14 protein-coding genes and 4 pseudogenes are annotated in these 11,934 nt (G+C 56.4%); 11 read left to right on the top strand and 7 right to left on the bottom strand.

All coding sequences use genetic code 11. The annotated features are described in order from the left end of the window. Nucleotides 1-79 precede the first annotated feature (79 nt). The gene (locus B3F77_RS11970) at nt 80-385 is read right to left on the bottom strand and encodes a hypothetical protein (protein WP_293605170.1); all 306 of its coding nucleotides are present in this window, start codon (nt 383-385) and stop codon (nt 80-82) included. Then, nucleotides 373-1,314: a bestrophin family protein gene (locus tag B3F77_RS11965; protein WP_293605169.1), complete on the bottom strand. Its 942-nt coding sequence runs from the start codon at nt 1,312-1,314 to the stop codon at nt 373-375. The genes B3F77_RS11970 and B3F77_RS11965 overlap by 13 nt, the downstream gene beginning before the upstream one ends. Before the next feature lie 160 nt (nt 1,315-1,474). Here B3F77_RS11965 and hpaR point away from each other — a divergent pair, with 160 nt between their 5' ends. Further along, on the top strand, nt 1,475-2,017 hold the full coding sequence (gene hpaR / locus B3F77_RS11960) for a homoprotocatechuate degradation operon regulator HpaR (protein WP_293605168.1): 543 nt from the start codon (nt 1,475-1,477) through the stop codon (nt 2,015-2,017). Between the two features lie 767 nt (nt 2,018-2,784). On the opposite strand, the gene B3F77_RS11955 is transcribed toward hpaR, so the two are convergent. The 3 genes from B3F77_RS11955 to B3F77_RS11945 form a co-directional block, all read right to left on the bottom strand. Further along, nucleotides 2,785-4,089 carry a TRAP transporter large permease gene (locus tag B3F77_RS11955; protein WP_293605167.1) on the bottom strand — a complete coding sequence of 435 codons (1,305 nt, stop codon included), beginning with the start codon at nt 4,087-4,089 and terminating at the stop codon, nt 2,785-2,787. Next, nucleotides 4,086-4,568, bottom strand: coding sequence for a TRAP transporter small permease (locus B3F77_RS11950; protein WP_293605166.1), 483 nt, complete (start codon nt 4,566-4,568; stop codon nt 4,086-4,088). The genes B3F77_RS11955 and B3F77_RS11950 overlap by 4 nt, the downstream gene beginning before the upstream one ends. A 65-nt stretch (nt 4,569-4,633) precedes the next feature. Next, entirely contained in the window at nt 4,634-5,614 is a 981-nt protein-coding gene (locus tag B3F77_RS11945) for a DctP family TRAP transporter solute-binding subunit (protein WP_293605165.1), read from the bottom strand. A gap of 322 nt (nt 5,615-5,936) precedes the next feature. On the opposite strand from B3F77_RS11945, the gene B3F77_RS11940 reads away from it, so the two are divergent. Then, nucleotides 5,937-6,122, top strand: coding sequence for a hypothetical protein (locus tag B3F77_RS11940; protein WP_293605164.1), 186 nt, complete (start codon nt 5,937-5,939; stop codon nt 6,120-6,122). A gap of 177 nt (nt 6,123-6,299) precedes the next feature. Here B3F77_RS11940 and B3F77_RS11935 read toward each other — a convergent pair whose 3' ends face one another. After that, nucleotides 6,300-6,878 carry a tyrosine-type recombinase/integrase gene (locus tag B3F77_RS11935; protein ID WP_293605163.1) on the bottom strand — a complete coding sequence of 193 codons (579 nt, stop codon included), beginning with the start codon at nt 6,876-6,878 and terminating at the stop codon, nt 6,300-6,302. A 2-nt stretch (nt 6,879-6,880) separates the two neighbouring features. On the opposite strand from B3F77_RS11935, the pseudogene B3F77_RS21000 reads away from it, so the two are divergent. The 8 genes and pseudogenes from B3F77_RS21000 to B3F77_RS11900 all read left to right on the top strand — a co-directional run. Further along, nucleotides 6,881-7,140: pseudogene (locus B3F77_RS21000) on the top strand (IS91 family transposase); the annotation flags it as partial. A 255-nt stretch (nt 7,141-7,395) separates the two neighbouring features. Further along, nucleotides 7,396-7,581 carry a hypothetical protein gene (locus B3F77_RS11930; protein WP_293605162.1) on the top strand — a complete coding sequence of 62 codons (186 nt, stop codon included), beginning with the start codon at nt 7,396-7,398 and terminating at the stop codon, nt 7,579-7,581. Between the two features lie 104 nt (nt 7,582-7,685). After that, complete coding sequence (locus tag B3F77_RS11925) at nt 7,686-7,970, top strand: CopG family ribbon-helix-helix protein (RefSeq protein WP_293605161.1); 285 nt, start codon at nt 7,686-7,688, stop codon at nt 7,968-7,970. An 8-nt stretch (nt 7,971-7,978) separates the two neighbouring features. Next, a complete protein-coding gene (locus B3F77_RS11920) occupies nt 7,979-8,278 on the top strand; it encodes a type II toxin-antitoxin system RelE/ParE family toxin (protein ID WP_293605160.1) in 300 nt (99 codons plus the stop codon). Between the two features lie 242 nt (nt 8,279-8,520). Further along, nucleotides 8,521-9,546: an alpha/beta hydrolase gene (locus tag B3F77_RS11915; protein WP_293605159.1), complete on the top strand. Its 1,026-nt coding sequence runs from the start codon at nt 8,521-8,523 to the stop codon at nt 9,544-9,546. Further along, complete coding sequence (locus tag B3F77_RS11910; RefSeq protein WP_293605158.1) at nt 9,543-9,917, top strand: antibiotic biosynthesis monooxygenase family protein; 375 nt, start codon at nt 9,543-9,545, stop codon at nt 9,915-9,917. The genes B3F77_RS11915 and B3F77_RS11910 overlap by 4 nt, the downstream gene beginning before the upstream one ends. After that, a pseudogene (locus B3F77_RS11905) lies at nt 9,914-10,251 on the top strand (NIPSNAP family protein). The gene B3F77_RS11910 and the pseudogene B3F77_RS11905 overlap by 4 nt, the downstream one beginning before the upstream one ends. A gap of 17 nt (nt 10,252-10,268) precedes the next feature. Then, the gene (locus B3F77_RS11900) at nt 10,269-10,955 is read left to right on the top strand and encodes an ArsR/SmtB family transcription factor (protein ID WP_293605157.1); all 687 of its coding nucleotides are present in this window, start codon (nt 10,269-10,271) and stop codon (nt 10,953-10,955) included. 358 nt (nt 10,956-11,313) lie between these two features. Here B3F77_RS11900 and nadA read toward each other — a convergent pair. Beyond that, nucleotides 11,314-11,604: pseudogene (gene nadA / locus B3F77_RS11895) on the bottom strand (quinolinate synthase NadA); the annotation flags it as partial. On the opposite strand from nadA, the pseudogene B3F77_RS11890 reads away from it, so the two are divergent. Further along, nucleotides 11,561-11,934: pseudogene (locus B3F77_RS11890) on the top strand (ATP-binding cassette domain-containing protein); the annotation flags it as partial. The pseudogenes nadA and B3F77_RS11890 overlap by 44 nt on opposite strands.

Genomic DNA, 11,934 nt, shown 5'->3' with positions numbered 1-11,934 from the left:
CCCGCCAAGAACGCAGGGTGTCGCGTTAACCGTCAAGCCGTGAGTTTGCGACGAGTCATTTTGACTGGCCTCATAGCAGTCATTGCACGCGCACAAAAGCTCCAAAACCAGTGTCTGGCTTGGAGCTTGGAATGCTGGAAGCTGATCGGCTGGCATCGCCTGCCCGGGTAAACCCGCTCATGCCGATGATCATACCGCCGTGTATCCATTGGGCAGCTGTGGCAGCGTTAGTGACATGCTCTCTCAAAAACGGCAAGCGGATACGATCCTGATGCTCATCAGGCAATTTTTGAATTACCCTTTCGGTCTTCAAAGATGGGGGGGTAAGGCGATCAACAGATTGCTTGATGATGTTGAGCTTTTCCCCTGTCTTTACATCAGGCAATAGTCCACGGGTTCAAGCGGGGCAGGAACGTGTTCGTCTCCAAGTGATTCGCGCAGGTTGATTTCAATGGTTCTGCAGATGGTGTCCAACGGGAGGTCATTGGATTCCAGGCCAAAAGGTTCTTCGATCTCATCGCCTAGCGCATCCAGGCCGAAAAAAGTGTAGGCCACGATAGCGACCACAAACGGGGTCATGAATCCGATTGAGTCGACTAGCCCGAACGGCAGGAGGAAGCAGTAGAGATACGCGGTCCGGTGCAATAACAGTGTGTAGGAAAAGGGGATCGGTGTACTTTTTATGCGCTCACAGCCAACTGCGGCGGCGGTCATTGAGGACAGGGTGGCATCAATACCGGCAGCAAGGCAACTGTCAATTCGTCCCTCTTTCAAGCATAGACCTAGATCCTCACCCATTCTCATCATGAGAAAATCCGGTTTGTTGGATGACTTTCCGATCTGTTGCCATTCCGATTCAAGGAGCAGGTTCTTCAGTCCAGTTGTCGCCGCATCGTCGCGTAGATGCTGGCGCAAGGCATGCGCGAAAGCAATGGCACGGTAGATCATACGAACCCGCGCATCCGTTAAGCCGCGACTTGCCTGGGCAGGCTCCGCATATGCAATCAAGCTCTGACACTGACGCGACAAACTCCTGCTTTTTTGAACCAGTTCGCCCCATAATTTTCGCCCTTCCCAAAAACGGTCATAGGCGACATTGTTGCGAAATCCCAAAAAAATCGCTAACGGCAGTCCGATTAAGCTGAAGGGAATCGTAGTCAGTGTGATCTTAAGATTAAACAGGTCACCATGGGCAATGGTGACCAAAGTGGCGACCACGGAGTTGACCAGCAACGATGGAAAAATCCTCGGCAGTATCGATCCGCGAATAAGCAGGAACATCTTGAGCCCGGATGGCCGGTCTCTGACAATCATGCCAAATTTTCCATTTGGAAACGGATTTTAGAGAGATTTACTAACATATTAGTAGTTTAATCACTAATATGTGAGTGAGTCAAGAGGTGTAATTTCCTGACCCCCAAATTTGCGCGATCGCAAAGCAAAACTTGAAAAGGAGTCCAACTTGAAGCCTCGAATGACCTACCGCAACCTGCCCCAGCTTTTTTTGAAAGCCAGGGAGTGTCTGATGTCTCACTTTCGGCCGATCCTCAATCACTTTGGTCTGACGGATCAGCAGTGGCGGATCCTGCGCGCATTGGACGAGCATGCGCAGCTTGAGCCCCGTGAAATTTGTAATCTGTGCCAGATTCTTAGCGCCAGTATGGCTGGCGTTCTGGCGCGCATGGAAGAGATGGCGCTCATTCAACGCAGCCGCGTTTCAGCAGATCAGCGGCGTGTTGTGGTTCGTTTGGCGCCAAAAGGGGATCAACTCGTCAACGAGATGGCCCCATTAATCAATTTGCAGTATCAATATATTGAACAAGCTTTCGGCAAGCAGATTTTCGACGATCTATTCAACTCCCTTGAAGCGTTCATTGGCACACAGAAAAATCCTGTTCAACATATTGAACTACCGTCGTGCGCTCAGCCTGTCAGCGCTGCCGCGAGAGCACGAAGCCGCACCGCTGTTGTTCCCGGTGGGGTGGCGAGCACCGCCGGACAGCGAGCGACCAATTGAATGGCTATCCACCAGCATCTACCTTCACGTCGAAGAGGACCATCGCCATCGTGCAGTCAGCACAAGCCAGCGCTTGGGCTGGGAGGAGTAGACGGCGGGTTCCCCAACCGCTCACTTCCAACAATAAGGCCAACGGACAATTCGACAAGAAAGAGTTCGTTTATCTGGCAGACAAAGACGAGTATGTTGCTGCCGAAGATCTTTTGACCCAGGCTGCCGACTTTGACTGCCCCAGGGCAAAGTGATTGAAATCGTTGCACCGAGCGGGTTTCCCGACTGACGGGGTGGGTCAGCGGAAATCGGCAGCCTGGGTCAAATCGGTGTCGGCGCCAACATAATGCGACAGAACCCATTCGCTCGTATTGCGCCACCTTGCACAAGCAAGGGGCCAATGTCTTTGAGTCACTTGTGGTCGCATTCAAGGGTGCAACGCCTCAGCCCTGCTTCGGCCAAATCGAAGTCGTCTGCCTAAAATTGGTGCTGAGTAGTTACCTTTTGCCAATGATAAATACTCGAATCGTCATCGATACATTGCCAAAACAGCAACAATAAGAACTTACTTTCCCACAAAAAACTCCATGGTCCGTTTGCTGTCAATGTGTGTGTTTCCGCGCCAAATCGGCGAGGGCGCCTTTGCCGCCACAGCGCGGGCGTTGGGTATCTCGTCGACCGTGGCTTGAGTCACTTGCAGGCACGCCGATGGCCGTTGATGATCCACCTCAATCAAGACTGGATTGAGGTGGATTCCGAAGCAGCGTTGCTCTATCTCAGCGGTAGAACAAGGTCGGCAGCCACATGGTGAGCGGTGGCCACAGCGCGGCGATCATCAGGTCGATCAACGCAACGACCACCAGTGGCATGACGGCGCGGGAAATTTGGCCCAGCGATATTCCGGCAATCCCGCAACTCACAAACAGGCAAATACCGACTGGCGGCGTCAACATACCGATGGCCAGATTGGTCACAACCAACACGCCAAACTGAACCGGATCAACCTGCATCTGCGGAGTCAGCAGCGCCAGCACCGGCACCAAAAGCAACAGCGCGGCGGTGGTTTCCATAACGCAGCCAACCACCAGCAACAGGCCCATGACCAGCAACAAAAGACCGGTGGGCGGCAGAGACAGCGAATTGACGAAAACGTCCAACAGACGGGCACCCTGCTGCATCGCCAGCAACCATCCAAATATCTTGGCCATGGCGATGATGAACAAGATCCCGCCAGCGGCAACCTGCGAGCGCATGATGAGCCCAGGCAGATCCTTCCAGGCAAGTTCGCGATTGATCACCGTGCCAACCAGCAGTGCATAAAACACAGCCAGCGCGGCAGCTTCGGTAACGGTCACTATCCCCGTCAGAATGCCACCGAGCACCACCACCGGAGCCCCCATGGACCAGATCGCAGCGTTGCCGGTAACGGCCACCTTTTTCCAGGAAAACGGCAGGCGCACGCCATAGCCCTTGCGCCAGGATATCCAGACCGCAATAAGCAGAAAGGAAAATCCCAGCAACAACCCGACCATCATGCCGCCCGCAAACAATTGCGAGGTAGAAATGTTGGTCATGAAGCCGAAGATGACCATCGGAATCGAGGGCGGAATGATGATGCCAATCGAACCACCGGCAGCCACCACGGCAGCGGCAAACGCGGGCGGATACCCCTGGCGGATCATCGCCGGAATCACCACCCCGCCGATCGCGGCAGTGTCGGCCGCAGCCGACCCAGAAATGCCTGCAATGATCATCGACGCCACGATGGCTGCAGCCGCCAGTCCACCGGGTGCCCAGCCAACCAGGCTATCGCAGAAATCAATCAGCCGCCGGGAAATACCGCCGACCTCCATGATGGAGCCCGCAATCATGAACAGGGGCACTGCCAACAGGTCAAATGAATCGACGCCGGAAAACAGTTGCTGAACCACCGTCTGGCCAAGTGCGGCCAGAGAGACCGTATCGGGAAAGACGCCTGGAGTGACGATCAACCCGATCGCCGGCAAACCGATGGACAGGGCAATGGGTAGCCCCAGCGCCATCAGCAAAAACATCAATGTGAACAACAGGACGATGATCATGGTGCAACCTGCTTTCCCTTGGTCATGTCGGCCAGTATGTGCAGCAAAAATATCGCGCCGGACAGCGGCACCACGGCAATCGGCAGCGACATGGGCATCTGCACTGCGGTCGAAGTCTGTTCCCAGGAGTTCACCGTGTAGATCGCGCCGTACCAGGTGATCAGCCCGAAGCAGCCCAGATTGAGCAGCTGCAGCACCCGCATGATGATCTGCTCAACCAGCAGCCCGAAGCGCGCGCCAAAGCCCGCCAAGCCAATGAAATGGGCCCGCTTGTAGGCAACCGTGGCACCCAGAAAAGTGATTGCCACCAGCAGGTAGCGACCGATCTCTTCCGACCAGCTCAGCGACTCACCAAGATAGCGCGCCAACACCTGGGCAAAGAGGATCACCGAAATGGCAACGCCCGCGACCAGTAACAACTTCTCTACCAGGCCATTGACCCGATCACTGATCAACAGCAGCCGATGGTTAAGACTCATGATTTCTCCAAACAAAAAAAATCGGCGTGGCGGTAAGCGCCACGCCGTTTGCACTCACAGGCTTCTTACTTGACAGTCTTGCGAATTTCGTCGACGATTTTCTTGGTATCACCGCTCAAGGATGCATAAACCGGTTCGGTCTTGGCACGGAAGGCGGCCAGGTCAGGGTTCTCGACTACCTGCATGCCAGCGGCTTTCAGCGCTGCGAGCTGGCTAGCCTCGTTGTCGCGCACGTAGCGGCGAGCCACGATCGAAGCTGTCTTGGACGCGTCCATGAAAGCCTTGCGATCGGCAGCTGGCAGCTTGTCCATAAAGGCCTTGCTGCCAACAAACACCAGTGCGGAATACACGTGACGGGTGATAGACAGGTATTTTTGTCCGGCTTCATTGAGCTTGGCGGCGAAGATCACAGAAATTGGATTTTCCTGACCATCAAGAACACCCTGCTGAAGCTGGGTGGTGATAGGCCAGGCCATAGGCGTTGGGTTGGCACCAATGGCGCGCCAGATTGCAAGGTGGGTAGGCGATTCCATCGTGCGAATCTTCATACCCTTGAGGTCATCAGGACCGTTTACCGGACGCTTCGAGTTGGTTACGTTGCGAAAGCCGTTGTCCAGAAAATGCATGCCGACCAGCCCGGCCTTGTCAAAACGTTTGAGCAAATCCTGGCCAATGGGACCGTCCAGAACCTTGTCTGACGCCTCGTAGGAGCTAAACAGAAAGGGCATTTCCAGCGCCTTGATCTCGGGGACAAAGGCCTCGATCGGACCGGTCGTACACACGCTCATTTGAACCGTGCCCAACTGCAGTTGTTGAAGGACTTGTGTTTCGCTGCCCAATGCAGCAGAGTGGTGAACGATCACATCGTACTTGCCGGGCAAGGCCTTGTCGATTTCTTCCTTGAACTTTTGGGCCGCAATGGTATGGGCAAAGGTCGGACCGGTCACAACGCCGATGTTGACTTTTTCGGCGGCCATGGCTGGCACAGCCAGCCCCAAACAAACCGCGCAGACCATGCCGCTCAATGTACGGGAAATGAATTTCATATTTGATCCTTGGATAGATAGCGTAGGGATGTGGCAATTGCCACAGAATGCTTCATCGCATAAGGAGGTCGATCATACATTCCATACTTGACCGCCATCAATGTGATCACGCGTTGGCGGTGCACCCCGTGATGGTAGCGAGGTGGTTGCAGTTGAATCGTATAAACACACCCAGCGCTCAGCAATGAGGGTCAGGACGTAGGCGTGGTTCAAACCCGGGTAACACTTTAACCCCGTTTCAAAGCGAATATTGACGTGGCCAGGTATTCGAACTGCGAACTCACTGATACTTGCTGCCCTTCATTTCCAGCGGCATATCGGCATGACCTCATCAACTTTCCAGGCAACCAAACTTCTCACGACCCAACGCATCGACCTGGCCATCCAAGCAATGAGCGGCTCTGCCAACATCAGCCACCTGGCATCCGAGAACAACGTCAGTCGCAAGTTCGTCTACCAACAAAAGAATCGGGCACTTGAGGCGCTGAACGAGGTTCTGTCGCATTAAGCAAGAACTTAGCAAGTTGGCCGCTACAGGTAGTGTCTATGCACAATAAGTTGGCTACCTATGGTGTGTCAAAATTTCTGAAAACGCTTAATGCGACAGAACCGCCAGAGATACCCCCGCCGACACGCCACCGTAAAAGACCTGGCGTCAACACCAATTTGGCATTGGAATCGGTCCTCAGTAGGCGACTCGGAATGTGGGTGAGTCTTGCGGCTTGGAGGTACGCCGGTCGTAGACCCGGGTGGTGCTGATGCTGGCATGCCCCAGCCACTCCTGGACCTTGGCAATATCGGCGTTGTTCTCCAGGGCGCTGGTGGCGGCGGTGGCGCGCAGCGCATGCGGCCCCATGTTGTCACCAGAGATCCCAAGCTGATCCATATAGAACACCACCACCTCGGCATAGACCGCGCCCGGCGTCAAGGCGCTGGCAACCGTCCCGGCCTGCGGCGCGCGGATGCGCCGAAACAGCGGCCCGTCCAGTTCCAGGCCGTGGCCTGCCGCCTCCAGATACTCCGCCACCAGACGCAAGGTATCGGGATGGGTCGGCAGGTAGCGCAGCTTTCCGCCCTTGCCCTGCACGCACAGGTGCGGCACGCCGCGCCTTTCCTGGTTGCAGTCTTTCACCCGCAATTTCGTTAACTCTTCACGACGCAGCCCGTGATACAGCAACAGCGACAAAATAGCCCGATCCCGTTTTCCCTTCAAGGTATCGGTCGGCGGCGCCGCCAGCAGCGCGCGCGCCTGGGCGTCGCCCAACGCAGGTCTTCCCGCTGCTGTGTCCGATGTGCGGTGGCCAAATGCGCCTGATCGCGTTTATTACCGAGGGCGCACAGATAAGGAAGATCCTCGACCACATCGGCGTGGACTCCCAGGCCCCGAGCATAGCCACCGCGCGCGGGCCACCGCTGTGGGAGGACTGTGATGCGCAGATGGGGACGGGGTGCAAATCGAGCCGGACTGGGATCCGGCTGCGCAAGCGGCACCCGACTATCAGGTCGATCAGCGCGTCAACCGGTGACCGGTCAAACCGGCGATTCAGATGCGCTGCGGGGTAGCCCTGCGTGTGGCGTACCCCGCACACCGGAAATCGATCTCCTGAACAGGGCTCTTTGGTGGTGAACCCGCCAGGCAGGGCAACAAATCGAGGGCCTTCCCGCGGAGCGAGGGCTGACCCAAGCTGCGATACTTGGCCTCGTGTGGTTGAAAAGCCTATCCGTTCTTCAGCATCGTGGCGTGTGGGCGCAATTTCTGGGCCTATGCGGTATTTGGCCTGATGTGGCTGGCCGTGCTGATCCTGCTGGTGGTGAGCGTGACCACAATCGCATCTCTGATGGGCAATCCGGGCTTGGCCGGCGACCTGCTGTTTCCCGCCCTGCTGCTGATGGCGTCGATGTTTTTTACCTCGCTTTACTTCACGTTCCGTGACAGTTTTGACTTCCCCCCAGAGGAGCTTGCATGACACAGCACGCCATGGCGTTGACATCGGGCGGTTGAGTAAAATCCCGGCGGTTTGCATGAGTAGCACAATCATGCTACATTGAACTGGTACTTTGAAAGAGAACCATGCAGACCACCACCATCCGGCTCGATGACAGCATGAAGGAGCGCATCGCTGCTGCGGCAGAACAAGCTGGTAAATCAGCGCATGCCTTCATTCTCGACGCCATATCCCAAACGGTTGAGCAGGTTGAACTCGACAGTGAATTCCATGAAGTCGCAGACGAGCGGTGGAAGGGAATATTGGCTTCCGGGAAGACGGTATCCTGGGAAGACGCAAAGGCGTATCTGAAAGCCAAATCACTTGGCGAAAGCCCGACCAAGCCCTTGGCTCGCAGCTCCAAGCGTTGACGATTGCAATGACCCGCATTGAGATGGCTCCTGAGGTGTTCGACGACTTCGACCGCTTCTTTGACTACATCGCGCAGTTCGACGTCGGCTCCGCACCCGAACGCATAGGGGAAATTCTGGAGGCTGTGCAAGTATTGGCTACCAGCCCCATGATTGGTCGGCCAGTCAAAGGCGGCAAACGCGAGTTGATTATTGGGCGGGCTTCCCGTGGCTACGTTGCGCTGTATCGCTACGTGGCGCCGCTTGATACGGTCTTTGTGCTGACCATGCGAAGCCAGCGCGAATCAGGGTACAAAAGCAAACGTTGAAATCGAGTAGGTCAATTTGGATACCTGCTGTTTACTGGGACGTTGTTATCAAATGACTGCAGCGCAAGTCGGTGGACTCTTGAAGACTGAAAGCGGGTCTACAAATTCCAAAACTGGTCACCCGATACCCGACGGTGGGTTTCCGAGCCAATTTCCCATGGCGCCCTTACTTCTGTCTAACCCGAAGCATCTACAGCCATAGAAGTCTCATGATCGCTGCTCTACTCTTGAAAGATTGCAACATGAAAAAACGGATTCTAGGTTTGTTGGGTTTGGGAATTGGACTGATCGGAATGGGGCAAGTGTGGGCGCAACCTTCCCCCACTCCTGCATCCTCAGCGACAGCCTTGCCGGGCGTATCGCCACTGCAAACCAGCCAAGTGCTCGAACCCTTCAGCGGTTTGAGTTTGCATGTTGGCAAACAAGCTGCCACGCGCGGCTCCGCTATGGGCGATGTGCTGTACGTGCACGGCGCCACCTTTGGCTCTGACTTGTCTGTCTTCTTCCGCTTTGACGGACAGTCTTGGGCGGACGTGCTCAACGCGGCTGGCTACACCGTATGGGGATTTGACTTTTCAGGCTTTGGACGTTCCGAGCGTCCGCTTGACATAGACCAAAAACCGATTGGCCGCGCTGACAGCGCCGCCTTGCAAATTGCCGCCGTGGTTGACAGCATCCGCAGTCAAAACGGCGGCAAGCCCATTTATTTGGTGGCGCACTCTTGGGGCACCATTCCGGCTGCGAAATTTGTGATTCAATCTCCTGAAAAAGTGGGCAAGCTTGTCATGTTTGCTCCCATCGTGCAGCGACACATGTCCCTCACGGTACCGTCGCTGGGCTCCACCCGCTTGTTGAGCGTATGGGAACAGTACCGCCGTTTCATTGAAGACGTGCCCAAGGGTCAACCACCCATGCTACAAGACCGGTACATACAAGCCTGGGCCAGCGCCTACCTTGCGCAAGACCCGAGTAGCGCCGCGCGCCAGCCACCGTCATTGACCACTCCAAATGGGCCTTTGATGGACATCATGACCCAGTGGTCTGGCACCGCGCTCTACGAGCCTGCCAAACTGAGCACGTCCGTTCTATTGGTGCGCGGCGAATGGGATTCGCTGTGCACCGACCAAGATGCCACCGCGTGGTTGGCCGCGGCAGGCAGCACCAGCAAGCGCGAAGTCAAGATACCCCACGCCACCCATCTGATGCACCTTGAAAACGGTCGGACCGCGCTGTACCAAGCTGTCAACGATTTTTTAGGAACACCATGATCGCTGTTATTTTTGAACTTTGGCCAGACGCCGAGCGAAAGCCCGAGTACTTTGAACTGGCGGCCGAACTGCGGCCGGAGTTGGACAAGATAGACGGGTTTATCTCCATCGAACGCTTTGAAAGTCTGGCCACCCCCGGCAAATACCTGTCTCTGTCGTTTTGGCGGGATGAGGCCGCAGTGCAAGTCTGGCGTAACCTGCAAACACATCGCGACGCTCAGGCGCGGGGTCGAACGGGCGTGCTGTCCAACTATCGCCTGCGTGTGGCCGAAGTGCAGCGCGATTACGGGCTCAACGAACGCGTGCAGGCACCTTCGGATTCGCTGCAACATCACCAAACCACACCCCACACAGGGAAAGGCATAGCATGAGCATCACCTGTTTTATCCGCTACGAGATTGATCCCTTTCAAAAGGACGCATTTGCGACTTACGCGGGAAACTGGGGCCGTATCATCCCTCGCTGTGGGGAACATTTGGTGGGCTATTTTTTGCCACATGAGGGCAGTAACTTTGAAGCGTGGGGTTTATCAATTTTGAGAGCCTTGCCGCCTATGAGGCTTATCGCGCCCGGCTGCGTCAAGATGAAGAAGGTGCGCGCAATTTTGCCTGGGCTCAAGAAAGGCGCTTTATCTTGTGGGAAGAACGTACTTTCACTCAAAACGTGACGGGCACCATCAACCGCACCTCGGAACTCGTGTCGTAAGCCTGCACAATAGCTCCATGCATAACCCAGAGCCGCGCTTTTCGCGCATCGCCGCCGTCATCGCTGACCCCAGCCGTGCACGCATGTTGGCGGCGCTGATGGGAGCGGAATACCGCAGTGCGGGCGAACTGGCCACGGTCGCAGGAATCACTCCACAAGCGGCCAGCACCCAGCTCGCGCAACTGGTCGACAACGGCATGGTCATTCTCCGCGTTCAAGGGCGCCACAAATACTTTGCGCTGGCGGATGAGGATGTGGCCCACGCATTGGAAGCGCTTTCCGTGGTGGCCGAGCGCGACAACCTAAGCGAACGCTGGAGTAAACCCGCTTTTCGACCGCTCAAATGCGCGCGCCGCTGCTACGGCCATCTGGCGGGCGAACTGGGTGTGGCGCAGTTTGAGATGCTGATGCGATGCAAACATTTGGAGCAGACTGAGCAGGGCTTGCGGCTCACGGATGCAGGCCATATTTGGCTCGTCAAGCTGGGCGTAGTAATACCAAAAATATCCGCGGCACGATTGGCGTATCCGTGCATGGACTGGTCGGAACGAAAAGACCATTTGGCGGGTGCGCTGCCTAAAGCGTTGTTGGAGCACTATGTCGCGCAGCATTGGCTCACCATGCGGCGTGATTCGCGTGCGTTGAGTTTGACTCCCAAGGGGCAACAGGCGTTGATGCCTTTGCTGCATCGACAACTCCAGTAGGCGCCAACAGCTGTCATCCCCAAAGAAACGGAACCACCTTGGCGCTTGACAAGTGCCGAGCACCCTGAATGCCCCATATCCCTGCCCACGAATAACATCATCTAATTCATGTCACAGACCGCCTGAGTCACGATGCCACACTGACTTGTTTAAGAACACTTTTTTGACTTCCGAATAACGGTCATTGGGATCGGCCGCTCCCGCTGCAGACCTGTCCTTCGCGAGCATCAAAACCAGCTTCGTTAACCAGAGACGTCGCCCGCAGAGATTGGGGTGTGGGTCCCCGCCGATTTCTGGGCATTTGACAGTATGAGGCGCGGGCCCATGCCCCAATCTCTGCCCTCGCGACCAGCGCCGACTACGCCGCCCCTATGAGCGGCATCAGACTCCCAGCGTCTCGCCCGCCTTTGAGCGCCGCAGTAAACGCCAACATCCGGTCAATCGGAACGCGAGCCCGCAGGCCCAATGCGGGGTCGACGTGAACCTCATTGGCGCCGGTCTCCAGCACGCGGGCCACGTCAAACAGGCAGTTCATGGCCATCCAGGGGCAATGGGCGCAACTCTTGCAGGTGGCGCTGTTGCCGGTAGGCGCTTCCAGAAACAGCTTGCCCGGATTGAGTGTGCGCAGCTTGTGCATCATGCCGCTATCGGGATCCGGCAAAACGACGCTGCTGCGCGGTATTGCCGGCCTGGAGCGTGGCTGCGTTGGCCGCGTTGTGGTCAATGGTGAGGTTTGGCAAGACGATGCCAAAGGCTTGCTGGTGCCCGTTTACCGGCGGCCACTCGGCTTTGTATTCCAGGAGGCGAGTCTTTTCTCGCACCTCGACGTGCAGCGCAATCTGCATTACGGCCAGCGCCGCGTTCCGGCGTCGCAGCAGCGAGTCTCATTGGCGCTTGCCATTGAACTGCTAGGCATCGAAAGTTTGCTCGAACGCATGCCCAGCGCGCTTTCAGGTGGCGAGCGGCAGCGCGTGGCCAT

The sequence above is a fragment of the Polaromonas sp. UBA4122 genome (genome assembly GCA_002381615.1).
In the GTDB taxonomy this organism is placed as follows: domain Bacteria; phylum Pseudomonadota; class Gammaproteobacteria; order Burkholderiales; family Burkholderiaceae_C; genus Polaromonas.
This window is presented reverse-complemented; position numbering and strand designations above follow the sequence as displayed.

What these genes read in the sequence shown, in the direction of transcription:
- hpaR (WP_293605168.1), top strand. Translation starts at nt 1,475, where the DNA reads ATGACCTACCGCAACCTGCCCCAGCTTTTTTTGAAAGCCAGGGAGTGT.
- B3F77_RS11925 (WP_293605161.1), top strand. Translation starts at nt 7,686, where the DNA reads ATGCAGACCACCACCATCCGGCTCGATGACAGCATGAAGGAGCGCATC.
- B3F77_RS11955 (WP_293605167.1), bottom strand. Translation starts at nt 4,089, where the DNA reads ATGATCATCGTCCTGTTGTTCACATTGATGTTTTTGCTGATGGCGCTG.
- B3F77_RS11920 (WP_293605160.1), top strand. Translation starts at nt 7,979, where the DNA reads ATGACCCGCATTGAGATGGCTCCTGAGGTGTTCGACGACTTCGACCGC.
- B3F77_RS11940 (WP_293605164.1), top strand. Translation starts at nt 5,937, where the DNA reads ATGACCTCATCAACTTTCCAGGCAACCAAACTTCTCACGACCCAACGC.
- B3F77_RS11900 (WP_293605157.1), top strand. Translation starts at nt 10,269, where the DNA reads ATGCATAACCCAGAGCCGCGCTTTTCGCGCATCGCCGCCGTCATCGCT.
- B3F77_RS11915 (WP_293605159.1), top strand. Translation starts at nt 8,521, where the DNA reads ATGAAAAAACGGATTCTAGGTTTGTTGGGTTTGGGAATTGGACTGATC.
- B3F77_RS11910 (WP_293605158.1), top strand. Translation starts at nt 9,543, where the DNA reads ATGATCGCTGTTATTTTTGAACTTTGGCCAGACGCCGAGCGAAAGCCC.
- B3F77_RS11945 (WP_293605165.1), bottom strand. Translation starts at nt 5,614, where the DNA reads ATGAAATTCATTTCCCGTACATTGAGCGGCATGGTCTGCGCGGTTTGT.
- B3F77_RS11930 (WP_293605162.1), top strand. Translation starts at nt 7,396, where the DNA reads ATGTGGCTGGCCGTGCTGATCCTGCTGGTGGTGAGCGTGACCACAATC.
- B3F77_RS11950 (WP_293605166.1), bottom strand. Translation starts at nt 4,568, where the DNA reads ATGAGTCTTAACCATCGGCTGCTGTTGATCAGTGATCGGGTCAATGGC.
- B3F77_RS11965 (WP_293605169.1), bottom strand. Translation starts at nt 1,314, where the DNA reads ATGATTGTCAGAGACCGGCCATCCGGGCTCAAGATGTTCCTGCTTATT.